Source organism: Lichenibacterium dinghuense (assembly GCF_021730615.1).
Taxonomy (GTDB): domain Bacteria; phylum Pseudomonadota; class Alphaproteobacteria; order Rhizobiales; family Beijerinckiaceae; genus Lichenihabitans; species Lichenihabitans dinghuensis.
On sequence record NZ_JAJLMN010000001.1, the window covers coordinates 3,986,382 to 4,009,523 of the forward strand.

The window sequence follows — 23,142 nt, forward strand, 5'->3', positions numbered from 1 at the left end:
CATGTTCGACGAGACCGGCCATTTCGCCCTGGTGCTGGCGCTGGCGCTGGCGCTGGTGCAGTCCGTCCTGCCGATGTGGGGCTCGGTCCGCCGCGACCTCACCCTGATGGGCACCGCCGTGCCGGTCGCGCTCGGCCAGTTCGCCCTCATCGCCTACAGCTTCGCCTGCCTGACGGTGGCCCATGTCGCGAGCGACTTCTCGCTCGTCAACGTGGTCGAGAACACCCACTCGACCCAGCCGCTCGTCTACAAGATCGCCAGCGTGTGGGGGAACCACGAGGGCTCGATGCTGCTCTGGGTGCTGATCCTGGCGCTGTTCGGCGCCCTGGTGGCGGCCTTCGGCCCCGGCATCCCGGTCGTGCTGCGCTCCGCGACCCTCGCCGTGCAGGGCTGGATCGCCTCGGCCTTCCTGCTCTTCATCCTGCTGACCAGCGACCCCTTCGCCCGCGTGGCCCGGCCGCCGGTGGAGGGGCGCGACCTCAACCCGATCCTGCAGGACCTCGGCCTCGCGATCCACCCGCCGCTGCTCTACCTCGGCTACGTCGGCTTCTCGATCGTCTTCTCCTTCGCGGCGGCCGCGCTCATCACCGGCCGCGTCGACGCCGGCTGGGCGCGCTTCGTGCGGCCCTGGGCGCTGCTCGCCTGGACGTTCCTGACGCTCGGCATCGCCATGGGCTCCTACTGGGCCTATTACACGCTCGGCTGGGGGGGCTTCTGGTTCTGGGACCCGGTCGAGAACGCGTCGCTGATGCCCTGGCTCGCCGGCACGGCGCTTCTCCACTGCACCAGCGTGATGGAGAAGCGCGAGGCCCTGAAGGTGTGGACCATCTTCCTGGCCATCACGACCTTCTCGCTGTCGCTGCTGGGCACCTTCCTGGTCCGCTCGGGCGTGCTGACCTCGGTCCACTCCTTCGCGAGCGACCCGACGCGCGGCACCTTCATCCTGCTGATCCTGGCCCTCTTCATCGGCGGCTCCTTCGCGCTCTACGCGTGGCGGGCGCCGATGCTGCGGGTGGGCGGCATCTTCGCGCCGGTATCGCGCGAGGGCTCGCTGGTGTTCAACAACCTGTTCCTGTCGGCTTGCTGCGCCACCGTGCTGGTGGGCACGCTCTACCCGCTCGCGCTGGAGGCCCTGACAGGCCAGAAGATCTCGGTCGGGGCCCCGTTCTTCAACCTCACCTTCGGCCCGCTCATGGTGCCGCTGCTCTTCGTCATGCCCTTCGGCCCGGCCCTGGCCTGGAAGCGCGGCGACCTCCTCGGTGCCGCGCAGCGCCTGACCGTGGCGCTCGGCATCGGGCTCCTCGTGGCCGTGGTGCTGGTCGCCGCCACCCGCGGCGGCCCGGTGCTGGCGCCGCTCGGCGCCGCGCTCGCGGCCTACATCATCGTCGGCGCGCTGACCGACGTCGCGCTGCGGGTGCGCCCACGCCCCATGCCGCTGCGCGCCGTGGCGGAGCGCGCCGCCGGCCTGCCGCGCTCCGCCTGGGGCACCGCCGTGGCCCACGCCGGCATGGGCGTGATGCTGCTCGGCCTCGCCGCGACGGGCTGGGGCGTCGAGCGCATCGCCGCCGTCCACCCCGGCCAGCCCGTCGACCTCGGGCCCTACCGCGTGACCATCACGGCGCTCGTGCCGCGGCCCGGCCCGAACTACAGCGAGACGCTGGCCGAGACGGTCGTGACGCGCGACGGCCGCGTGGTCGCCGAGATCGCGCCCGCCAAGCGCTTCTTCGCCACGCGGCAGCAGACCGTGGCCGCGGCCGGCATCGTCACGCTGGGGCTCGGCCAGGTCTACGTCAGCCTCGGCGACCAGCATTCGGACGGCACGATCGACACGCGCATGTTCTGGAAACCGCTGGTGTCGCTGATCTGGTTCGGCGCGATCGTCATGGCGGTGGGCGGCGTGCTGTCGCTGTCGGACCGGCGGCTGCGCATCGGCGTCGCCTTCCGCCGCCCCCGCGCCGCGGCGGCCGGGCCGCGCCCGCCGGTGCCAGCCGAATGAGCGCCCGCTCCGCCCTCGCCGCCCTGGCGCTGCTGGCCGGGCTCGGCGCTGCGGGGGGCGCCCGCGCGGTCGAGCCCGACGAGGTGCTGCCCGATGCCAAGCTGGAAGCCCGCGCCCGCGAGGTTTCGTCCGGCCTGCGCTGCCTCGTGTGCCAGAACCAGTCGATTGACGATTCCGCGGCGCCCCTCGCGCGCGACTTGCGCCTGATCGTGCGCGAGCACCTCAAGGCGGGCGACACCGACGCCGAGATCCGCGCCTATCTGGTGCAGCGTTACGGCGACTTCGTGCTGCTGAAGCCGCCCTTCGAGCCCGCGACGCTGCTGCTCTGGGGGACTCCGGTGCTCGTGGTGGGGCTGGGCGGCCTCGCCCTGCTGCGCCGGCCGCGCCCGTCGGACGCGCCCCGTCCGCTCACGCCCGACGAGCAGGCCCGCGTCGACGCGCTGATGGCGGAGCCGCCGCGCGGCTGAAACGCCCGCCGCGGGCCGCCGGTCACGCCACGGAGATGCGGGCCGGCTCCGCGGTCCGCCGCATCGCGTGGCGGGCCGGCAGCGGCCGTGCGGCGACCGCCAGAGCCGGCGCCGCGACCGGGGTGGGCAGGTGCAGCATCACGATCGTGCCGCGGCCGAGGAGCGAGCGGATGCGCAGCGAGCCGCCGTGCATCTCGACCAGCGAGCGGGCGATGGCGAGGCCGAGCCCCGAGCCCTTCATGCCGTCCCGCATCGTCGCGCCGGCCAGGGTGAACGGGCGGCCGATGACGGCGAGCGCGTCGGGCGCGATGCCGACCCCGTCGTCCTCGATGAAGAGGTTGGTGCCGGCCGCGGCGGGGCGCACGCGCACGCCCACCTTGCCGCCCTCGGCGGTGAACTTGACCCCGTTGCCGAGCAGGGCCGCGAGGATCTTGTCGAGCGCGCGGCGGTCCGCGTGCAGCGCCGTGCGGGGCGCGACGTCGGCCGTGAGCACGACGCCCTTGGCCGCGGCGGCTTCGGCGACCTCGGCGAAGGCGGCCTCGAGCGCGTCGGCCGCCTCGACCGGCTTCGGCTCGATCCGCACGCGGCCCGACTCGAGCCGCGCCATCTCGAGGACGTCCGAGATCACCGCGAGGAGGTAGCGGCCGCTGGTGGCGATGTCGCCGGCGTAGTCGACGTAGCGGGCGTTGCCGAGCGGGCCGAAGGTTTCGGCGCCCATCAGCTCCGAGAAGCCGATGATGGCGTTGAGCGGCGTGCGCAGCTCGTGGCTCATGTTGGCGAGGAACTCGGACTTGGCGCGGTTGGCGGACTCGGCCTCGGCCTGCTTCTCGGCGTGGCGCTCGGCCAGCTCGGCGAGCTGCTGGGCCTGGGTTTCCAGCGCTTGGCGGGAGCGGCGGAGGTCGGCGATGGTCGCCATCAGGCGCCGCTCCGAATCCATCAGCTGTTCCTCGTGGCGCTTCAGCGCCGTGATGTCGGTGCCCACCGACACGTAGCCGCCGTCCTTGGTGCGCCGCTCGTTGATCTGCAGCCAGCGCCCGTCGCCGAGCTGCGCCTCGTAGGTCCGCGCGCCCCCGCGGGGGCTCTCGCCGAGCGAGATCTGCGTCTGGATCAGCGGCGGCGTGGCCTCGGCGCTCAGCGCCGCGTAGGGCATGCCGGGCCGCACCGTGTCGGGTTTGAGCTCGTGCAGCGCCAGGAACTTCGAGTTGCAGGTGACGAGGCAGTTGTCGGCGTCCCACAGCACGAAGGCCTCGGAGATGGCCTCGATGGCGTCGCGCAGCCGCACGTCGGCGGTGGCGTTGCGCTCCGCCATGCGCTTCTCGTCCGAGATGTCGACCGCGATGCCGACGAGGTGGAGCTCCGATCCGGCGCCCTCCCGCACCAGCTCCGCGCGGGCGCGCAGCCACACGTAGGAGCCGCGGCCGTTACGCAGGCGGAACACGTGGTCGATCGTGCTCGACCGGGACGAGGCCACCATCTCGGCCAGGCGCGACAGGTCGCCGTCGTGCGGGTGGACGAGGCCGTTGACCTCGCCGAACGACATGAACTCCGAGCGCACCTCCATGTCGAGCATGGCGTACATGGAGGCGGACCAGTAGATGCGCCCGCGCGCGAGGTCCCAGTCCCACAGGCCGCAGCGGCCCCGGTTCAGCGCCGTGTCGATGCGGCCGTGCACGCGGGCGTGGACGGCCTCGACCTCGACGGCCCGGTTGGTCTGCCAGAAGTAGGCGAGCGCGATCACGATCAGCACGAAGGCGGTCGACAGGAGGAGGAAGCCCGAGCGGAACGAGGCCGAGCGCCAGTCGGACAGGAGGTCCGCCACCGGATGCACGATGGCGATCTGGCCGTAGGGGGCGGCGAGCTGGCGCACCGCGGCCAGCACGTCCTGGCCGTCCGCGAGGTCGATCCGCAGGACGCCGGCCTTCTCGGTGAAGACCGTGAGCGGCTGGGCGGGCCCGAGTAGGTCGGCGAGGAAGCGCCCCTTGGCGCCCATCGGCGGCACGGCCGCGACGACGCGCCCCGACAGGTCGGAGACGAGGATCTGGCGCCCGCCCGTCAGGGCGCGGTCCGGCAGGAGCCGCTCCAGGGCCTCGGCGGGCTTGAGGCCGGGCTGGCGGGCCAGGGCGGCGTCGAGCTGATCGGCGGCGAGCGCCGCCACCATCTCCATGTCGCCGATGGCGTCGCTGACGGCCCGGTCTCGCGCGTCGCGGCATTGGACGACCGCGCCGATGGCCAGCACGGTCATGAAGACCGCGACCAGCAGCGGGACGAGGCGCCTCAACCACGGCTCGTATTCGGCCATCCGGAGATGGCCCGGCTGAATCAGCGCCCGGGCAAGCCCCTGCAGCGTCCCCGCATGCGCGGATCCGTTTGCCGCGTTCGCACGCGCCATCGATCGCCCCCTCGTGTCACTGCCGGATCGAGGGATGTGCCGCATCTCCAGACCCGCCTCAATTTGGGTCGAGAGGGCCTGATTTGTCCAGAAACAGATTTGTGAGCGAATCGAAAATGCCGCTTGATTTTCCCCTGCGGACGAGGGCCGCGCCCTCGTGAGATCGCCCCCGATCGGGGTTCCTCAACGGAGTGAGCGGCTTGCCATCTCCTGCACGTCGGCCGACAGCGCGGGGCCGGCGGCGATGCTCTTCAGGGCGGTCTCGGCGAGGGCGCGGCGGCCCGGCTCCATCAGCCTCCAGGACCGGAAGGCGCCCAGCATGCGGGCCGCGACCTGCGGGTTCCGGCCGTCGAGCGCGAGGACGGCCTCGGCCACGAGGCGGTATCCCGAGCCGTCCCGGCGGTTGAACTGCGTGATGTTGCCGCCGAAGGCGCCGAGCAGGGCGTAGACCCGGTTCGGCACCGCCAGCGAGAAGGCGGGGTGGCCCATGAGGCGCCGCACGCGCTCCACCGTCGCCCCTTCCGGGATCGAGGCCTGCAGGCCGAACCACTTGTCGACCACCAGCGGCTCGTCGCGGTAGCGCGCGTAGAAGCGGTCCAGCGCCCCTTCGCGGGCCTCGCCAGGGATGAGGCTCAGCACCGCGAGCGCGGCGAAGCGGTCCGTCATGTTGTCGGCGCGGTCGAACTGGTCCGCGGCCAGCTCCGCCCCGAGCGCCGGGTCGCCCGCCGCCAGCAGCGACAGCGCCGCGTTGCGGAAGGCCCGCCGCCCCGCGCCCGCGGCGTCGGGCGCGTAGGGGCCGGCGTCGGCGCCCGCCGCGACGACGGCCCGCAGCTCCGCCGCCAGCAGCACGCCGAGCGACGCGCGCACCCGCTCGCGGGCCGCGTGCACCGCGTCGGGGTCGACGTCCCGCCCGATCTCGCGGGCGAGGTCGCCCTCGCCCGGCAGGGCCAGCACCTGTGCCGCGAAGGCGGGGTCCGAGGCCCCGGTCCGGACGGCCGCCGCGAAGGCTTCGCGCAGGCGGCCGGGGTCGGCCGCGTTGCCCCGCACACCGTCGAGGATCAGCCGGGACAGCACGGTCTGCGCGGCGTCCCACCGGTTGAACGGGTCGCTGTCGTGGGTCATCAGCGTCACGAGGTCGGCCTCGGCGGCGTCCGTCACGAGCCGCACCGGCGCCGAGAAGCCGCGCAGCAGCGACGGGATCGTGCCCGGCTCGACGTCCTCGAAGCGCACCGTGCGGGCGGGCGCGTCGAGCTCGATAACGCCCTGCGCCAGCTCGGCGTCCGACAGGCCGTGCCGCTCGCCGGTGCGAACCGGCCGCGCGGCCCCGTCCGGGCCGACGAGGCCGAAGCTGATCGGGATCACGAAGGGCCACTTCTCGGGCTGGCCGGGGGTCGGGTCGGTGTGCTGGTCGAGGTCGAGCGTCAGGGTCCGCGCTTCCGCGTCGCGGCGCGTCCGCACCGTCACGCGGGGCGTGCCGGCCTGCCCGTACCAGCGGGAGAACTGCGCGAGGTCGCGCCCGGACGCCTCGGCGAAGCAGCCGAGGAAGTCCTCCACGGTCGCGGCCGTGCCGTCGAAGCGCTCGAAGTAGAGCTGCAGGCCGCGCGCGAAGGCGTCTCGCCCGACAAGCGTGCGGACCATGCCGACCACCTCGGCGCCCTTCTCATAGACGGTCGCCGTGTAGAAGTTGTCGATCGCCGAATAGCTGTCCGGCCGCACGCTGTGGGCCAGCGGGCCCGCGTCCTCGGCGAACTGGCGCGCCCTGAGGGCGCGGACGTCCGCGATGCGCTTCACCGCGCGCGAGCGCTGGTCGGCCGAGAACTCGTGGTCGCGGAAGACGGTCAGGCCTTCCTTGAGGCTGAGCTGGAACCAGTCGCGGCAGGTGATGCGGTTGCCGGTCCAGTTGTGGAAATACTCGTGCGCGATGACGGTCTCGATCCCGGCATAGTCGGCGTCGGTGGCGAGCTCGGGGGAGGCGAGGACGTACTTGTCGTTGAAGATGTTGAGGCCCTTGTTCTCCATGGCGCCCATGTTGAAGTCCGACACGGCGACGACGTTGAAGGTGCCGAGGTCGTAGGCGCGGCCGAACACCTCCTCGTCCCAGCGCATGGAGCGCTTGAGCGCGTCCATGGCGTAGCCGGCCTGGCCGGTCTTGCCGGGCTCGACCCAGACGGCGAGGTCGACGCGGCGGCCCTCGCTGGTCGTGAACGTGTCCCTGAGCGCGTCGAGCCGGCCGCCCACCACGGCGAACAGGTAGCAGGGTTTCGGGTGCGGGTCGTGCCACACGGCGAAGTGCCGGTCCGTGCCCGGCACCGGGCCGGCCTCGACGGGGTCGCCGTTGCCGAGCAGCACGGGGGCGTCTCGGAGCTCCGCCTCGATCCGGGTCGTGAACACGGACAGCACGTCCGGCCGGTCGGGGTAGTAGGTGATGCGCCGGAAGCCCTCGGCCTCGCACTGCGTGCAATAGGCCGAGCCGGAGCGGTAGAGGCCCATCAGCTGCGTGTTGGCGCTCGGGTCGACCACCGTCTCGACCTCCAGCGTGAAGGCACGGGCCGGGGGCGCCGCGATGGTCAGGCCGTCCGGCGCCGCCAGCGCGAGGTCGAGCGGCGCGCCGTCGAGGCTGAGCGCCGTGGCGGCGAGCTCGTCGCCGTCGAGGTGGAGCGGCGCCCCGGCGACGCCCGCCGGGTTGGGCCTGAGCCTCAGGGTCGAGCGAATCCGCGTCGCGGTGCGGTGGAGGGCGATGTCGAGCGACACGGCGTCCACGAGGTAGTCGGGGACGCGGTAGTCGGAAAGGCGGACCGGCTGGCCCTGGTCGCTGCGCATCGGCTGTCGTCCATCGTGGTCGGATCGGGGGCGGGTCGCGGCGAAGCGGGCTATTCGCCGGCCCGCACCGCGGCGTCGACCGGGATGTAGGCGGCGGCCGCCGCGGCGGCATCGGGCAGGTTGCGCCCGAAATACACGGCGGCCCCGAGGTTCACCGCGCCGAGCGCCAGCAGCAGGATCGGGTTCGGCACCGCGATGCCCGGCAGCTGGAAGACGGCGGTGACGCCCGCGCCGACGATCATCATCACGGCGTTGAGCACGCCGACGCCCGCGACCACGCGGGCGCGCCGCTCCGGCGCGGCCCAGGACTGGACGGCCGAGAACACCGGCACGGAGAACAGCCCGCCCGCGCAGGCGAGGCCCATGAGGTCGAACACGAGGCGCAGGCCGATGCCGGAATGCAGGAAGGCCGAGAGCGACAGGCGCCCGGTCGGCTCGGGCGCCGTGGCGGTGGCCCAGCCCGCGTCGAGCAGGAACAGCCCCATGGCGGCGACCGCGTAGGGCGCGTGTTTCAGCACGATGCGGCCGCGGGCGAGCCACCCCGCCAGGAGGGCGCCGACGCCGACCCCGATCGCGAAGAACAGGCTGATCGCGGTCTCGACCTCGACGCCGGCGCCGATGCGCTGCTTCACGATGACGGGGACCAGCACCAGCGCCACGGAGCCGCTGAGCCAGAACCAGCCCGAGCCGAGGCCGCCCACCCACATGCGGCGGTCGCGCCGGAGGTCGCCGATCAGCGAGAAGGTCGAGCCGACGAGGTTGCGGTCGATGTGCAGCCCCGGCACCCGGGAGGGCGCGGCCGGGATGAACCAGGTCGAGGCGAGGCAGAGCACCGCCACGACCACGAGCTCCGCCGTCACGAGCTCGCGCGACACGCCTTCGAGCCCCGTGAGGCCGCCCGCCGCGAGGCCGAGCAGGATGGCGACGAAGCCCGCGCCTTCCACCAGCGCGTTGCCGGCCGTCAGCTCCTCGCGGCGCAGGTGGTCGGGCAGGATGCCGTATTTGATCGGCGTGTAGAGCGTCGCGATCAGCCCGAGCAGGAACAGCGCCGCGTAGAGCGCCGCGATCGAGTTGAACCAGTAGCCGAGCGCCGCGAGCACCTGGACGCCCATCTCGGCGAGCTTGAGCCAGCGCGCGACCCTCGCCTTGTCGTGCCCGTCCGCCAGCTGGCCGCCGAGGCCCGACAGCACCAGCGAGGGGGCGATGAAGGCCGCCAGCGCCAGGGTGACGAGCGGCCCCGCCTGCTCGGCGCCCACCTTGAACAGGATGATCATGGCCAGCATGTTGCGGACCAGGTTCTCGTTGAAGGCGGAGAAGAACTGGCTCCAGAACAGCGGCGCGAAGCGCCGGGTGACGAGCAGCTTGAAGATCATGCGAGGCCTTCGGCTCCGAGGGGTGCGAGCCGGGACCGGCCTCGATCGATCATTCCGCGGCCGCCGCCTCGGCGGGCCTGACCAGCGACAGGGCGTTCTGCGCGGCCGCGGCGTCCGAGGCATCGCCCGAAACCTGGACGGTGGGCAAGGCGAATCCGATCCCCTGCGCGCGGAACTCGCGCTGGATCAGCAGCAGCGCGCGCCGGCGCGCCGCGAACTGCACGTCGCCCGGCACCGTGGTCATCTTGGTCTGCAGCTTGATGGCGTAGTCGCCGAACTGCGCCACGCCCTGCAGCTTCAGCGTGGCGATGATGCCGGGCGCGAGCTCCTCGTCCTCCAGGAGCTCCGCCCCGATGCGCTTCATGATGCGGCGAACGGCGTCGATGTCGGTGTCGTAGGGCACGTTGATCGGGATCTTGTCGACCACCCAGTCGCGGCTGAGGTTCTGCACGGCGCCGAGCGTGCCGAAGGGGATGGTGTAGAGCGCGCCGCGCTGGTGGCGCAGCTTCACCGAGCGCAGGCTGAAGCTCTCCACTGTGCCCTTGTAGGTCCCGCTCTGGATGTATTCGCCGACCCGGAAGGCGTCGTCGACGAGGTAGAAGATGCCCGAGATGATGTCCTTGACCAGCGTCTGGGCGCCGAAGCCGATGGCGACGCCCACCACGCCCGCGCTGGCGATGAGCGGCCCGATCTCGACGCCGAGCGAGGCCAGCACCATGGTGCCGGCGATCACCACCAGCGCGGCCAGCGACAGGTTGCGGGTGATGGGCAGCAGGGTCTGCAGCCGCGCCGCGTGGGCGCCCCCGTCGGGGCCGAGGTCGAGCGTTCCGGCGAGCTTGCGGTCGATCAGCGCCACGATGACGTGCCACAGGAAGTCGGCCACGAGCACCACCACGATGACGCCGATGATGCCGCGGGTGATCCTGTCCGGCACCGTGTCGTGCATCGCCAGGGTGGCGACGTCGAGCCCGATGAGGTGGGCGAGCAGCGCCGCCGCGCCGACGATCATCAGCGTCCGCACGCCCCGCTCCAGCAGCACCACCTCCAGCCGGTGCGCGCCGCCCTCGACGGGGCCGGCCCGCCGCATGACGTGGCGGATCGAGCGCTGGGCGATCCTGACCGCCGCGGGGCCCGCGACGGCGAAGAGCAGGAGCCAGAAGGCGCGGTCGGCCTCGGCCAGGGCGAAGCACCAGAGCAGCACCGCGGCGGCGCCGAGCCCGACCCGCGCCCAGCCGGCGTGGAGGCGCCGCCATTCGGCGTGGGGCAGGGGCGGATCGGCCTCGGGCACGAGTTCGGGATGCGCGGGGCGCGGGTAGCGCGCCACCGTGGCGAGCGCGAGCGCGAGGGCCAGCGTTTCCAGGACGTCGAGGCAAAGCTCGCGCGTCACAGCGTCGAAGCCGAGGGCGGCCAGCAGGGCGCCCTGCTGCAGCCCGACCCCGAGCAGCAGGCCCGCCGCCAGCGTGCGGCGGAACAGGAAGGCCGCGGCGTCCGTCTCGATCGGCACGAGGCGGAACCGCGGCGCCCCGGGGGCGAGCAGGAAGCGCCCCGCGACCGCGGCCAGCCGCGTCGCCACCGCGGCGAGCAGCAGCGCCAGCAGCACCTGCTTGAACCGCGCCGTGAAGTCGAAGGGCAGCATGGCGCCGACGCTGCCGAGCGCGAAGGAGCCGACGAGCCCGAGCCCGAAGGCGAGCCGGGCGAAGACGGCCGACACGCGCTCCCTCGCCGTGTCGAGCGGCAGGGCGAGCAGCCACCGGCCGAAGCGCCGCGTGTTCAGGCGGAACAGCCCCTCGCCGCCGAAGCCCAGCGCGACGAAGAGGGGCACGAACAGCGCGAGGCTCAGCGCGTCGCCGCGGCCCAGCATGTCCGTGAGCAGGACGCGCGCGTGGTCGACCTCGGCCGGGAGGCGCGGCACCGCCGAGGCGAGGTCGATGACGTGGTCCCGCAGGCGCTTCAGCCCGCCGCCGAGCCCGCCCGCCATCGTGTCGGACGCGCCGGCCGCCGGCGCCGCCGCCTCGACCTCCGGGCGGCGCGCGTCGATGGCGGCCCGCACCTGCGGGTCCCCGAGGAGGTCGAGCAGCAGGCGCAGCTTGTCGGCCGCCACGGGCTGCTCGGCCGCGGCCGGGGCCGCAGGGGCGGGGGCCGCCGGAGCCGCCGACGCGGCGATGCCGCCGGCCAGGAGGGCCGCGGCGGCGAGGGTCGGGAGACGGATGCGCATGGCGGCTCGTCCGCGGTTGGGCCGGTCGGCGGAGTCTACAGCGAAAGTCCCCGTCCCGTCCCGTCCGCGCGGCCCCGCTGGCGATCCGTCGCCCGCGCGTGCTACTGCGGCGGCGCAGCAACATCCCGCCCCAAGATCCCGCCTCAAGACCGGAACGCCCCGCTGGTGACACAGACCGACCTCGAACCCTCCGACCCCGCGCTCGACCCGCGCCGCTCGTTCCAGGGCCTGCTCCTGGCGCTGCAGCGGTTCTGGGCCGGGCAGGGCTGCGTGGTGCTCCAGCCCTACGACATGGAGGTGGGGGCCGGCACCTTCCATCCGGCCACGACGCTGCGCTCGCTCGGCCCGAAGCCCTGGCGCGCCGCCTACGTGCAGCCGTCGCGCCGCCCCAAGGACGGCCGCTACGGCGAGAACCCGAACCGCCTGCAGCACTACTACCAGTTCCAGGCCATCCTGAAGCCGTCGCCGCCGGACCTGCAGGACCTGTATCTCCGCTCGCTGGAGGCCATCGGCGTCGACCTCGCGCTGCACGACATCCGCTTCGTCGAGGACGACTGGGAAAGCCCGACCCTGGGCGCCTGGGGGCTCGGCTGGGAATGCTGGTGCGACGGCATGGAGGTGTCGCAGTTCACCTACTTCCAGCAGGTCGCGGGCGTCGAATGCTCGCCCGTGTCGGGCGAGCTGACCTACGGGCTCGAACGCCTCGCCATGTACGTGCAGGGCGTCGAGAACGTCTACGACCTGAACTTCAACGGCCTGGACGGCGACGCGCGCATCACCTACGGCGACGTGTTCCTGCAGGCCGAGCAGGAATATTCCCGCTTCAACTTCGAGCACGCCGACACGGCCCTGCTGTTCCAGCACTTCCGGGACGCCGAGGGCGAGGCGAGGGCGCTGCTCGACAAGGGCGCGCCCGAGGCGGCCGGCGGCCGCCACCGCATGGCGCTGCCGGCCTACGACCAGACCATCAAGGCCTCGCACCTGTTCAACCTGCTCGACGCGCGCGGCGTGATCTCCGTCACCGAGCGGCAGAGCTACATCCTCAAGGTGCGCGAGCTCGCCAAGGCCTGCGGCGCGGCGTGGCTGCTGACGGAGGGCGGCGGCGCGTGAGCCTCGCTTGCCGCCCCGCCGCGAGCGGACTAACCTCGGTGGACTAGAGGCTGTTATGAACCACGGAGGGTGGCTCTACCGGAGCCATTTTCGGATGATCGGCAGGAGACTTGCGATGAGCGTGGCTGAGCCACGGTCGAGCAAGTCGACGAACCGAGCGCCGAAAAGGGCCCGGCCCCTCCGGGGTTGCGGCGCAGCGGCCGCCTGGTGCGTCGAAGCTCTTGCCGGTACGGACGTACCGGCTGCAAGCTTCTCCTGCCATTCGGCTCGCCGCGCCGCAATGGAGCCGCCCTCCATGGCTCATAACAGCCTCTAACCTCGCCGGAGCCGGCCATGGACACGTTCAACATTCACGAGGCGAAGACGCACCTGTCGAAGCTCGTGGAGCGGGCCGCGAAGGGCGAGCCCTTCGTCATCGCCAAGGCCGGCAAGCCCATGGTGAAGGTCGTGCCATACGCCGAAGCGGAACCCGAGGTGCGTCCCCGCATCGGCTTTCTCAAAGGCCTCGTCGACGTCCCCGACGACTTCGACGAGATGGGGCGAGAGGAGATCGAGCGCATGTTCTATGGAGATGCGGAAGGTTGAGGCTCCTGCTCGACACGCATGTCCTGCTTTGGGCGGCGGCAGGATCGGACCGGCTGAGGACTGCGGGCCGTGCGCTCATCGCGGACCGCGCGAACCGCTTGGTCTTCAGCGCTGTCAGCATCTGCGAGATCGCCATCAAGCGCGGCCTCGATCGGGCCGATTTCCGCACGGATGCGGAGTTTCTGCGCGGTGAACTGCGCGACGTCGGCTACGAAGACCTGTCCGTGACGTCGGTCCATGCGGCTGCGGTCGCGAAGCTGCCGCCGATCCACAAGGACCCCTTCGATCGCCTGCTCATCGCGCAAGCGATCGTCGAGGGGATCACACTGCTCACCGCCGACGCGACGATTTTGCGCTACCCCGGCCCCATCCAGCGCGTCTGATCCCGGACGCCGCTTTCGAAGACACCCATGCCCGACCTCCTGCTCGAACTGTTCTCCGAAGAGATCCCCGCCCGCATGCAGGCCCAGGCCGCGGCCGACCTGAAGCGCCTCGTCACGGGCGCGCTGGTCGACGCGGGCCTGCTCTACGAGGGCGCGGAAGCCTTCGTGACGCCGCGGCGCCTGGCCCTGCAGGTCGGCGGCCTGCCGCCGCGCCAGCCCGACACGCACGAGGAGCGCAAGGGCCCGCGCGTCGGCGCGCCCGAGGCCGCGCTCGCGGGCTTCATCAAGAGCGCCGGCCTGTCGTCGATCGCCGAGGCCAAGACCGTCGAGGACAAGAAGGGCGCCTTCTACGTCGCCCACATCCACAAGGCGGGTCGGTCGACCCCCGAGGTGGTCGCCGCGCTGATGCCGGGGATCATCCGCGGCTTCCCCTGGCCGAAGAGCATGCGCTGGGGCCGGGCCTCGTCCGAGCCCGACGCGCTGCGCTGGGTGCGGCCGCTGCAGTCGATCCTGTGCGTCTTCGGCGCGGAAACGGAGGACCCCGAGGTCGTGCGCTTCGACGTCGGCGGCATCGCGTCCGGCGACGAGACGCGCGGCCACCGCTTCATGGCGCCGGCCGCCATCAGGGTGCGGCGCTTCGACGACTACGTGCCGTCGCTGGAAGCCGCCAAGGTCGTGCTCGACGCCGGGCGGCGCGCCGAGATCATCCGCCACGACGCCCGCGACCTCGCCTTCGCGGCGGGGTTGGATGTCGTCGAGGACGAGGCGCTGCTGGCCGAGGTGGCGGGCCTCGTCGAATGGCCCGTGGTGATGATGGGCCGCTTCGACCCGGCCTTCCTCGCCATCCCGCCGGAGGTGATCCGCGCGACCATCCGGGCCAACCAGAAGTGCTTCGTCACCCGGCAGCCGGGCGGCGCGCTGGCCGACAGCTTCGTCCTGGTGTCCAACATCGTGGCCTCGGACGGCGGCGCCGCCATCGTGGCCGGCAACGAGCGGGTGGTGCGGGCGCGCCTGTCCGACGCGCGGTTCTTCTGGGAGTCCGACCTCGCGGTCCGGCTCGAAGACCGGCTGCCCCGGCTCGACAGCATCGTGTTCCACGAGAAGCTCGGCACGCAGGGTGAGCGCGTGGCCCGCATCGCCGCGCTGGCGCGCGACCTCGCCCCGCAGGTCGGGGCCGAGGGAACCGCGGTCGGGCGCGCCGCCCTCCTCGCCAAGGCCGACCTCGTGTCCGAGATGGTCGGCGAGTTCCCGGAACTCCAGGGCCTGATGGGCCGCTACTACGCGGCGGCGCAGGGCGAGGCGCCGGCCGTCGCGGCGGCGGTCGAGGACCACTACCGCCCGCAGGGCCCGTCCGACCGCGTGCCGACCGAGCCCGTGTCGGTGGCCGTGGCGCTGGCCGACAAGCTCGACACGCTGGTCGGCTTCTGGGCCATCGACGAGAAGCCGACCGGCTCCAAGGACCCCTTCGCGCTGCGGCGGGCGGCGCTCGGCGTGATCCGCATCGTGATCGAGAACGGGCTGCGGCTCCGCCTCCGGCACGAGCTGACGCTGCACGGCCTCGTCTTCGCGACGCGCTCCTTCGCCGCCGAGGACCACCGCCTCACCGAAGCGCGGGAGCTCCTGTCGCGCTACATCCGGGACGACGCCCTCAACGCCACGATCGCCGTCGCGACCCACCTGTCCTCGTCGCTCGACCAGCGCTGGATCGAGGCGGCCGAAATCGCGCACCGTCGCGCCCACGACCTCATGACCTTCTTCGCCGACCGGCTGAAGGTCTACCTGCGGGACAAGGGCGCGCGGCACGACCTCATCGACGCGGTCTTCGCCCTGCCGGGCCAGGACGACCTCGTGCTGATCGTGCGCCGGGTCGAGGCGCTGGGCTCGTTCCTCGACACGGACGACGGCCGGAACCTCCTCGCCGGCTACCGGCGTGCGGCCAACATCCTCAAGGCCGAGGAGAAGCGCGACGGGGCCGGCGCCTTCGACGCCTTCCACGACGCCGCCCTGTTCGCGCTGCCTGAGGAGCGCGACCTCGCGGACGTCCTGTCCCGCGTCGAGGGCGAGGTGGCCGAGCGCGCCTCCGCCGAGGACTTCGAGGCCGCGATGCGCGCGCTCGCCTCGCTGCGCGCCCCGGTCGACCGCTTCTTCGACCGCGTCACCGTCAACGCCGACGACCCGGCGCTGCGCCTGAACCGGCTGCGCCTGCTGGCCGCCCTCCGGCGCACCATGCAGGGCGTCGCCGACTTCGGCCGCGTCGCCGGCTGACCGGCCCCGTCCCGCTGCCCCATACCCCGGACCGAGCGGTCGCCCGCGGCGATCGGCTCGGCGCCTGTGAGGCCGCGCGCCGATGGACCATGTGAGTTCAGGCTTGACCGACGTGCCCTGAAAAGAGTCACATTTGATCGGGCCGCGTTCCCCTCCAGGCCGCGACACCGGATCAGGGCTGACACGGCATGACTCACCCCGACGCCGAGCCGGACACGTTCGGAGACTACCTGGGACGGGTGATCGCGGACCGGCGCGGCTTCACCGCGGCCGCGCCGGCCGCCCTCGCGCCGATCGCCGCCGCCTGCGACCGCGTCCTGGCCCGCGTCGACGGTCCCGTGCTGCGGATCTCCTGCATCGTCGACCGGGACGCCCGGCCCGGCGCGTGCTTCGCCATGCCGCCCGCCGACGTGCTCGCCCTGGGGCTCGCGTGGGTCGAGGCCGAGAAGCGCGGCGGACGGAAGAAGCCGATCGTCGTCATCGCCGTGGCCGTGTGCAAGCACAAGGACAACACGCTCCGTCGCCTCGACCTCGCCGAAGCGGAGCCGTTCTGGTTCGCGGTTCGTCGAGGGCTTCCCTGCCTTAGCCGGGGCCAAACCGCTGCAATCGCCGTGGCACGCTCCCTGGCTCGGCCCGATGGGCCCTCTCCCCGCGCGCCACTTCGGAGCGAGCCGCCCCTACCGGCGTCATCGGACCCGTCGCGGTCCGTGCGCCACAGGCTCTCCGACGCGCGCGCGTCCTCGACCCATCCGGTCCACCTTTCGAGCCCTTTCGGCACCGGCCCGTCCATCACCGCTGCAAATCCGAGCTGGCGCAGGTTGTCGGCCGCGTTCCCATCCCGGTCCCGCACCGTTTCGCAGGACGTGCACGTCCAGGAGCGGTCCTTGAGCGTGAGTTCGGTGTTCACCGCGCCACAGGCGGCGCAGCGCCTGGTCGACGAGAAGAACCTCGGCGCAGGCAGCACCAGGCCGCCGAGCTTTTCAGTTTTGCAGCGCATCATGCCGAGCAGTCGTGCCAGCGCTGCCTCCGACAGGCTGCGGGCGAGGTGATGATTGCTCAGCAAGCCGTCGAGGTTCAGCGTTTCCACGACGACCACTTCGGCCGAGCGGACCACTGCGGTCGAAGCCTTGTGGAGGAAGTCGTCGCGGCGGTCCGCCTCGCGCCATATCAAGCGAGAGATGGATCGAGAGAGCCGCTCCTGTCGCCGGCTGTATCGCACCTCGGCGCGTTGGACGTCCCGCGCCGCGAGCGGGCCGGGGACGGTCCGGGCCGCGATGGCCGCGGCGAGCTTGGCCTTTCTTCTCGAGCGCACCAGCCGCTTCTGCCGCTGCGCGACGAGGCGCTTCACCGCCGCGGCTTTGCTCGGGCGCGTGCGGTTCGGAGCGGCGTGACGCGCGGGAGCTTCTTCGCCGGTCGCCATCACGAGGGCGTCGATGAGGCCGACATCCACCCCGGCGACCGAGCCTGGACGAGGGTGACGTGGTCGCACGCGAAGCGGGCGGGAGCGGACATCCACCTTGCCCGCGTCGCCTGAAGCCTGCGCGGTCGATTCTGTCGAGGCGTCGGTGGTCGCAGACGTGGCCTTTCTGGCCTTGGCCCGAGCGATCGCCTCGGCCTTGTCGGATCGCTCGCCGTCGTTCCAATCCGTGTCGAAATGGAAGGACGCGTATCACCGTCCCCGTCGCAGCGACACGCGGCAGCCCAGGATGCCGCCGATCCCCGGAACAGCCTCACGCAGCCGTACCTCGCCAAGGAGAGGCACCCGCATCGTCGCTCGCGGCCGCGCGTCGAAGCGGTAATGGTCGGCCACGGAGAACTGGTCGTTCCACAGCGCGAAGGCCGATGTCGTGCGACGGCGCGACTTGAAGCGCGGCGCGCCGAATGAGCGTCGGGTCTCGCGCCCCTCGCGCTTGGCATCGCGCCGCTCCTCGAAGAAGCGCTCGAAGGCGCCGCCGAGGTCGATGACCGCCTGAGCGCCCGCGCATTTAGTGAACGCGGAGGTCCAGGGTAGGTCGGTCTTGCGGCGTTCCGTCCAGCTGGCGCGCAGGCGGGCCGTGGTCGGCCACATCGCCTTCCGCTTCGCCTCGTCCGATTCGGCGCGTGCGGCGGCCGACAAGGCGCGATGCTCGGCGAGAGCCTGGTTCCAGGCGAGACGCGCCGTGCCGGCTGCTCGCCGCATGTGGCGCTCCTGGGCGACAGTCAGGTCCATGGCGATGCGTCGGCCGAGATTCATGGCGAAGCGCACCGATCAGACATGGTCATCATCCGTCTCCCGTGGGCGTGGTCGGCTTGTGAGGCGGTCAGGCGACCGGGGCAGCATCAGGCGGAGCTTCGTCGGACGGAGGGCAGGCTCGCGCTCCGGTGCGAGCCGTGCGGCGGTGAAGGCCCGCAGCCGATGCGGCCAAGCGCGCGATCCGCTGGCGATCAACTCGACTGCATGTCGACCGCGATCTGAACGGCCGCGATGAGAGCTTCCGCGGCGACCGGCTCGTAGCCCTGCATGTCCATCCCGACGTCGACGCGGCAGGGGTCGAGGTGGGGCACCCTGGAGTTCCGGGGCGTGCCGTGCACGTGGCCGTGCGCCATGACGGTCGCGACCCGCCCGTCCCGGTTATGCGCCGATCCGGCCCACGCCAGCATCGGATAATGGCAGAGCGTCAGTCTCACACCCGCGACGCGCTGGCTCGCCAAATCGCGGACCGAGGCCCAGGCACAGCCGTTCACCACGTCGTCGCCGTCGTGGTTGCCGCGGACGAGGTGGATCGAGCCGTTCAGCCGACGGAAACGGCGCTCCGCCGTGCCCTTCGGACCGAGCGAGAAGTCGCCGAGATGCCACACGGTGTCGCGCGGGCGCACCAGCGCGTTCCACCGGTCGATCAGGGCGGCGTCCATCTCGTCGGCGTCGGCGAAAGGCCGGTCGCACATGGCGATGACGGCCGCATGCCCGAAATGCGTGTCGCTCGTCAGCCACAGCGTCATCAACGGTCTCCGCAGGCCGGCGCGAGCGCCGCGCCCTCGACAACGGCGCGGACTTCGTCGGCGTCGAGGTAGCGGCGCTCGACCAGCGCCTCGGCCAGGCGCTCGACGGCGACGCGCTGCGCCGCGACCAGCGCCGTCACGCGTCGGCGCGAGGCGCTCAGCATCTCGTCGACCGTCGCCGAAATCCAGGCGTCGTCGAGCATGTGGCCGACGTCCAGCGCGCGGAGGCCGCGCGCTCCCATCCCCCATCGGCCGAGCGCCGACATCGCCAGCGTCGTGGCGTCCGACAGATCCTGCTCGCATCCCGCGCTGTGCGATCCGAGAAGGACCTGCTCGGCCACCATGCCGGCGACGAGGATGTCGAGCCGCCCCTCGACCGTCGCCAGCGTGGCCACGGTCGAACGCGTCGAGCGCGCATATCGCCGGTCGAGGTCGACCTCTTCCAAGCGCGCGATCCCGCTTCGGAGCATGGTCAGCGCATGCCCGGCTTCGTGGATGGCGATGACGCGATCTTCGGCGGGATCGAGGCCGGCCGCCCGCCGCCGCGACAGCAGCACCGCCCGGACGTCGTCGGCGCAGACCGCGCGTCCGAAGGTGCGACGCGCCGTCCGCCGCGCTTCCCTGACCAGGAGCCCGATATCGGCGGGGCTCATCCCGCGGCACGCCCGCGCGGCCGCGTCGAGATTGTCGAGGACGGCCGCGGGGCCGAGGTGCAGCCGCAACACGCCGGCGAGCGCGTCGAGGTCCGGTGCCGGCAACACGACGTGTCGGTCGAGACGGCCCGCACGGCACAGCGCCGGGTCGACGCGCTCGGGATGGTTCGTGGCCGCCACGACCACGATGCCGTCGCGCGGCAGGGCGCCGTCGAGGAACGCGAGCCAGCCGTTGATGACGCCGGTGAACCAGGACTCGTTGAGGCCGTTGTCGCCGCGCCGACCCATCGTGTCGACCTCGTCGATGAACAGGATGAACGGGCCCGACCTCGCCTTCGCGCGCCACTGGTCGAAGAGCTTGGTCATGCCGCGGCTCATCGTGTCGCCGGCCGACCCGCCGGCGGCGGACCAGTCCGTGTAGGTCGTGGGCACGAGTTCGGCCTCGCATTCGAGCGCCAAAGCCTTCGCGAATGTCGTCTTGCCGCAGCCGGGCGGGCCGGACAGCAGGATGCCACGGTCGACGTCGCTCCAGGAAAGGCTGCCGGCGCGGTAGTCGCGGAGATCGGCGGCGAGGCTCGCCCCCCAGTGCCCCGCATCGCCGAACCCCGTCATCTCGGACAGGCGGCGCACGACGCCGTCGGCTGCAGTCGGCTTGGCTCCGGGCATGGCTCCGCGGCGGCGATCCTTCGCCTTCGACGGGCCTTCCGCGCGATCCCGGGCCAGCTTGCGGATGCGGCTGCCGGCGTCGATGTGATCGCCGCCGGGCTGCACGACGAGGATGAGGTCCTCCCAGCCGAGCAGGGCGGCATCCTCGTCCTTGACGCTGATCTTGTTGCCCGTCGCGGCCTCGACCACGGAAGCGATGACGTCGCCGCGCGGCACCATGGGGATGGTGATCGTGCGGTCGGCCAGCGTCACGGCTTCGCGGGGCGTCATGTTGCGACCGTCCGCCGTCACGGCGACGATGGGCGCGCCGCGGCGCAGCGCGGCAGCGTACCATTCGGGCAGGACCACGCCGTCTTCCCCCACGACCAGGATGCCGGGCCCCGGCTTCGTGTGGCGGCCGCCGACGCAATCCTGGATCGCGGTTCGGACGGCCTCGGCCACGGGATTGATGAGGGCATCCTGCCCGGTGATCACGCAGGTCGTGCCCCGGCGCAGCGTCTGCGGGTCGATCCCGGCGCGATCGAGGAAGACGGCGCCGAGCCAAGTGGTCGGCGGCACCGGCTCGGGAGGCGGGATATCCTCATCGGCGGCGACTTGCATGGCGATCCGCTGTGCGGCGCGGATGGCGGCGACGAAGCTGTGCGGCAAGCTGGACAAAAGCGGTTCCCCTGACGACCGCTCCGGTGTGCCCGAAAAACGTTGAGTCGCCGTGAGCTGGTGCGATCAAATCGGGTAAACGAGAGTCAACCATCCGTTACGCGAGGCAATAGTTCGATATCGAGAATCGCCAGCTCACAATCGGTAACAGGTGCGTGTCATGGCTGTCGGCCGGATCAGCTCGGGGCCGGGAGGGCATCATGCGGACTAGACTTTGGGTCTTCAGTGACCTGCATCTCGAAACGGAAGGCGCTGTCGACATCATGCGCGGCGCGCCTGCGTCTTTCGACGCGATCGTCGTGGCCGGCGATGTCGATACGCCGAGCTGCCGCGCCCTGTCCTGGCTCGCCGAGCGCTTCCAGGGTTGCCGGGTGATCTACGTCCCCGGCAACCACGACCGATGGTCCGCGAGGCTCGAGCACGTCACCCATGATGAACACGATGAAAACGGGCGCGAGGTCGCAGCGCGACACAACATCGACTGGCTCGACCGCGGCAGCATCGAGGTCGGCGGCGTGACGGTTCACGGCTGCACGCTGTGGACCGATCTGCGACTGGGCTACGGCGACCTCGGTCATGCTACCGGCATGGCGCGGCGGGGCATGAACGATTATCGCCGTATCCGCAGGCGTCCAAGCGGCCGACATCATTACGTGCGGCCGGCGGACACCCGCGAGTGGCATCGACGCGACCTCGCCTGGCTCGACGATGCGCTGGCGACGCCCGACGGTCTGCCGCGCCTGCGCCCGGCCGTGGTGGTCACCCATCACGCGCCGAGCCCGCTGTGTCTGGCAGACCCCTGGGACTCGCTGAGGCATTGCTACGCCAGCGATCTCCGGCCGTTCATCGAGCGGCACAGGCCCGACCTGTGGATCCACGGCCACGTCCACCACCATGTCGATCACCGCGAGGGCTCGACCCGCATCGTCGCCAACGGGCGAGGTCGCGGCTCCGAGGCGGCCGATTGGAATCCGAGCAAGGTGGTCGAGGTCGGCGATATCGCGGTCGACGTCATCGAGGAGACTCTTCGTCGCGAGTGAACGGGCGCTGATGGAGAGATCACCCGCGACGAGCGGGAAGAATATCAGGGGCCAACGCTTCGCGTTGATCTCCCGTGCAAGCAGGGCAGAAAGCCGCAGCGAGGGTCGCTGCGGCGCGCGCAACCGACTTTCGTAGTCTATGCAGGACTTCGGTGATGTGCGCGGGCTGATGGTCAATATCCGTCGGCGCCTCGGCTCGCTTGCACGGCACTCGATGAGCTTCTGCTCCGGGCTGGTCCGACCATCCCGGGGCTGAGGCGAGCCGCTTACCGACCGATACGTATCGACCCGCCTCGACAGGGTGGCTCCCTTGAGATGGTGGAACCGTAGATCGAGGTTGGCAACCTGCCCGCTCTTGACAGCGAGGAGGAGCAGTGCACACCCACGGGGCAGATTTTAGGCCGATCCTAGGTTGAACCGAGCCGCGCTGATTGATGGCGTAGACATGGTAATCGACGACGCGGCGCCATCCGAGTCATTGTAACTTCCGCGTTACTCAGCCTGACAGATGCCGGACCGCGAGAGGGAGTTATGGGGGATGACCGCGACTTCGAGCCGTGGCTCACCATCGTTGATCATGATCGAGCGTAGGCTATTTGTCACAAATGTCGTCCACAACCAAGCGTAACAAGCAGCATCACGGACGGAGCAGTGAAACGTTTTCCGCCAGATCAGCTCGAGGTGTAATTTTTGGGCCACCAAGCGAAGTTGGTGCGTGAACTGATGTCGGCCTAACAGGTGGTGAGGCTTCGGCATCGCTCGCTGACGATGTTCTCAAGCGCGTCGAGGCTGATGGATGCTTTGCACGGCGCGCAGGTAGATCACGAAGGCGCGGATGTTGAGTCCAAAGGGCGAGTCCGGCTCCAGCCCCGCCGATGCCACGGCCTTGAACCGGCTGGCGCAGCACGGGCATACTCCGCCGTGCAATGACACGCGCGTCACGTCCGGCACGATGGCCGAGATCTCGACCCGGTCGCACGCCGCGCACAGGCTCTGCTCGGCGCCCGACGCGTCGGCCCCGCACGCCCGGCACGAGGACGCCCGTACGTCGTGGAGACGGGTCGGCTCGGGATGGAGCAGGCGATGGGCGCCCGAACGCGGCTTGCCCTTGGGTTTCGGCACGGACGGGAGCGACGGCTTTTGTCCCCTGGACGGCGGCAGGCTGGAGTTGTTTGGCGTTTTGGGCGGCAGGCCGAGCCGGGCCTTCAACTCGGCCAACCCTCGCCGCAAGCCGCGCGTTCTCGGCCACCAGCACCTCGACCCGCTCCAAAAGAGCGGCGATCACGGCGTCCTTGTCGGACAGGTCGTCGGGCGTCTTCACCTGACCTTTGAGTCGCAACCGCGAGCCGAAATCGACCGGAAATCGTGTGGCGGAGCACTGCCGCCGACCCGTCAGCCTCGGCCACGGGAGTGAGCAGTGACCAGCCAAGCCTGTGACAGGCTTGTTCGCATATTTGCGATCCCATCGCCGAGAAAACGTGCTCGAACGCTCATCGCCGCCCAAAATCGCCTTTTGGCCAACCCATCATCTCGAAGAAATCGTC

General features: G+C 71.5%; 16 protein-coding genes. 7 read left to right on the forward strand and 9 right to left on the reverse strand.

What is annotated here, in order from left to right:
- The first annotated feature begins 1 nt into the window (after position 1).
- Positions 2-1,996 (forward strand): heme lyase CcmF/NrfE family subunit, encoded by a 1,995-nt coding sequence (locus L7N97_RS19030; protein WP_237479862.1) that lies wholly within the window; start codon positions 2-4, stop codon positions 1,994-1,996.
- Positions 1,993-2,463: a cytochrome c-type biogenesis protein gene (locus L7N97_RS19035; protein ID WP_237479863.1), complete on the forward strand. Its 471-nt coding sequence runs from the start codon at positions 1,993-1,995 to the stop codon at positions 2,461-2,463. Before L7N97_RS19030 ends, L7N97_RS19035 begins: the two co-directional genes overlap by 4 nt.
- Before the next feature lie 22 nt (positions 2,464-2,485).
- On the opposite strand, the gene L7N97_RS19040 is transcribed toward L7N97_RS19035, so the two are convergent.
- The 4 genes from L7N97_RS19040 to L7N97_RS19055 form a co-directional block, all read right to left on the reverse strand.
- Positions 2,486-4,741: a PAS domain-containing sensor histidine kinase gene (locus tag L7N97_RS19040; RefSeq protein WP_309242820.1), complete on the reverse strand. Its 2,256-nt coding sequence runs from the start codon at positions 4,739-4,741 to the stop codon at positions 2,486-2,488.
- Positions 4,742-5,035: 294 nt separating this feature from the next.
- On the reverse strand, positions 5,036-7,672 hold the full coding sequence (gene pepN / locus L7N97_RS19045; protein ID WP_237479865.1) for an aminopeptidase N: 2,637 nt from the start codon (positions 7,670-7,672) through the stop codon (positions 5,036-5,038).
- 50 nt (positions 7,673-7,722) lie between these two features.
- Positions 7,723-9,045, reverse strand: a complete 1,323-nt coding sequence (locus L7N97_RS19050) for an MFS transporter (protein WP_237479866.1) — start codon at positions 9,043-9,045, stop codon at positions 7,723-7,725.
- A gap of 49 nt (positions 9,046-9,094) precedes the next feature.
- Entirely contained in the window at positions 9,095-11,260 is a 2,166-nt protein-coding gene (locus L7N97_RS19055) for a mechanosensitive ion channel family protein (protein WP_237479867.1), read from the reverse strand.
- Between the two features lie 165 nt (positions 11,261-11,425).
- Here L7N97_RS19055 and L7N97_RS19060 point away from each other — a divergent pair, with 165 nt between their 5' ends.
- The 4 genes from L7N97_RS19060 (at position 11,426) to glyS (ending at position 15,603) form a co-directional block, all read left to right on the forward strand.
- Positions 11,426-12,370 (forward strand): glycine--tRNA ligase subunit alpha, encoded by a 945-nt coding sequence (locus tag L7N97_RS19060; RefSeq protein ID WP_237479868.1) that lies wholly within the window; start codon positions 11,426-11,428, stop codon positions 12,368-12,370.
- Between the two features lie 333 nt (positions 12,371-12,703).
- Positions 12,704-12,955 carry a type II toxin-antitoxin system Phd/YefM family antitoxin gene (locus L7N97_RS19065; RefSeq protein ID WP_237479869.1) on the forward strand — a complete coding sequence of 84 codons (252 nt, stop codon included), beginning with the start codon at positions 12,704-12,706 and terminating at the stop codon, positions 12,953-12,955.
- Positions 12,952-13,338 carry a type II toxin-antitoxin system VapC family toxin gene (locus L7N97_RS19070; RefSeq protein ID WP_237479870.1) on the forward strand — a complete coding sequence of 129 codons (387 nt, stop codon included), beginning with the start codon at positions 12,952-12,954 and terminating at the stop codon, positions 13,336-13,338. Before L7N97_RS19065 ends, L7N97_RS19070 begins: the two co-directional genes overlap by 4 nt.
- A 27-nt stretch (positions 13,339-13,365) precedes the next feature.
- Positions 13,366-15,603 (forward strand): glycine--tRNA ligase subunit beta, encoded by a 2,238-nt coding sequence (gene glyS / locus L7N97_RS19075; protein WP_237479871.1) that lies wholly within the window; start codon positions 13,366-13,368, stop codon positions 15,601-15,603.
- A gap of 226 nt (positions 15,604-15,829) precedes the next feature.
- Here glyS and L7N97_RS19080 read toward each other — a convergent pair whose 3' ends face one another.
- The 4 genes from L7N97_RS19080 to L7N97_RS19095 all read right to left on the reverse strand — a co-directional run bounded on the left by L7N97_RS19080 (position 15,830) and on the right by L7N97_RS19095 (position 20,558).
- Positions 15,830-17,119 carry an RNA-guided endonuclease InsQ/TnpB family protein gene (locus L7N97_RS19080; RefSeq protein WP_309242821.1) on the reverse strand — a complete coding sequence of 430 codons (1,290 nt, stop codon included), beginning with the start codon at positions 17,117-17,119 and terminating at the stop codon, positions 15,830-15,832.
- 153 nt (positions 17,120-17,272) lie between these two features.
- A complete protein-coding gene (locus tag L7N97_RS19085) occupies positions 17,273-17,836 on the reverse strand; it encodes a helix-turn-helix domain-containing protein (protein ID WP_255721691.1) in 564 nt (187 codons plus the stop codon).
- 191 nt (positions 17,837-18,027) lie between these two features.
- Positions 18,028-18,582, reverse strand: a complete 555-nt coding sequence (locus L7N97_RS19090) for a metallophosphoesterase family protein (RefSeq protein WP_237479874.1) — start codon at positions 18,580-18,582, stop codon at positions 18,028-18,030.
- Positions 18,582-20,558: an AAA family ATPase gene (locus L7N97_RS19095; protein ID WP_237479875.1), complete on the reverse strand. Its 1,977-nt coding sequence runs from the start codon at positions 20,556-20,558 to the stop codon at positions 18,582-18,584. The genes L7N97_RS19090 and L7N97_RS19095 overlap by 1 nt, the downstream gene beginning before the upstream one ends.
- Positions 20,559-20,758: 200 nt before the next feature.
- On the opposite strand from L7N97_RS19095, the gene L7N97_RS19100 reads away from it, so the two are divergent.
- Positions 20,759-21,598: a metallophosphoesterase gene (locus L7N97_RS19100; RefSeq protein WP_237479876.1), complete on the forward strand. Its 840-nt coding sequence runs from the start codon at positions 20,759-20,761 to the stop codon at positions 21,596-21,598.
- 774 nt (positions 21,599-22,372) lie between these two features.
- Here the strand turns inward: L7N97_RS19100 and L7N97_RS19105 are convergent.
- The gene (locus L7N97_RS19105) at positions 22,373-22,816 is read right to left on the reverse strand and encodes a hypothetical protein (RefSeq protein ID WP_237479877.1); all 444 of its coding nucleotides are present in this window, start codon (positions 22,814-22,816) and stop codon (positions 22,373-22,375) included.
- Positions 22,817-23,142: the final 326 nt, after the last annotated feature.

Excerpts from the sequence above, each read along its gene's own strand:
- L7N97_RS19055 (WP_237479867.1), bottom strand. The coding sequence starts at position 11,260 with ATGCGCATCCGTCTCCCGACCCTCGCCGCCGCGGCCCTCCTGGCCGGC.
- L7N97_RS19090 (WP_237479874.1), bottom strand. The coding sequence starts at position 18,582 with ATGACGCTGTGGCTGACGAGCGACACGCATTTCGGGCATGCGGCCGTC.
- L7N97_RS19085 (WP_255721691.1), bottom strand. The coding sequence starts at position 17,836 with ATGAATCTCGGCCGACGCATCGCCATGGACCTGACTGTCGCCCAGGAG.
- L7N97_RS19030 (WP_237479862.1), top strand. The coding sequence starts at position 2 with ATGTTCGACGAGACCGGCCATTTCGCCCTGGTGCTGGCGCTGGCGCTG.
- L7N97_RS19035 (WP_237479863.1), top strand. The coding sequence starts at position 1,993 with ATGAGCGCCCGCTCCGCCCTCGCCGCCCTGGCGCTGCTGGCCGGGCTC.
- L7N97_RS19100 (WP_237479876.1), top strand. The coding sequence starts at position 20,759 with ATGCGGACTAGACTTTGGGTCTTCAGTGACCTGCATCTCGAAACGGAA.
- L7N97_RS19065 (WP_237479869.1), top strand. The coding sequence starts at position 12,704 with ATGGACACGTTCAACATTCACGAGGCGAAGACGCACCTGTCGAAGCTC.
- pepN (WP_237479865.1), bottom strand. The coding sequence starts at position 7,672 with ATGCGCAGCGACCAGGGCCAGCCGGTCCGCCTTTCCGACTACCGCGTC.
- L7N97_RS19050 (WP_237479866.1), bottom strand. The coding sequence starts at position 9,045 with ATGATCTTCAAGCTGCTCGTCACCCGGCGCTTCGCGCCGCTGTTCTGG.
- glyS (WP_237479871.1), top strand. The coding sequence starts at position 13,366 with ATGCCCGACCTCCTGCTCGAACTGTTCTCCGAAGAGATCCCCGCCCGC.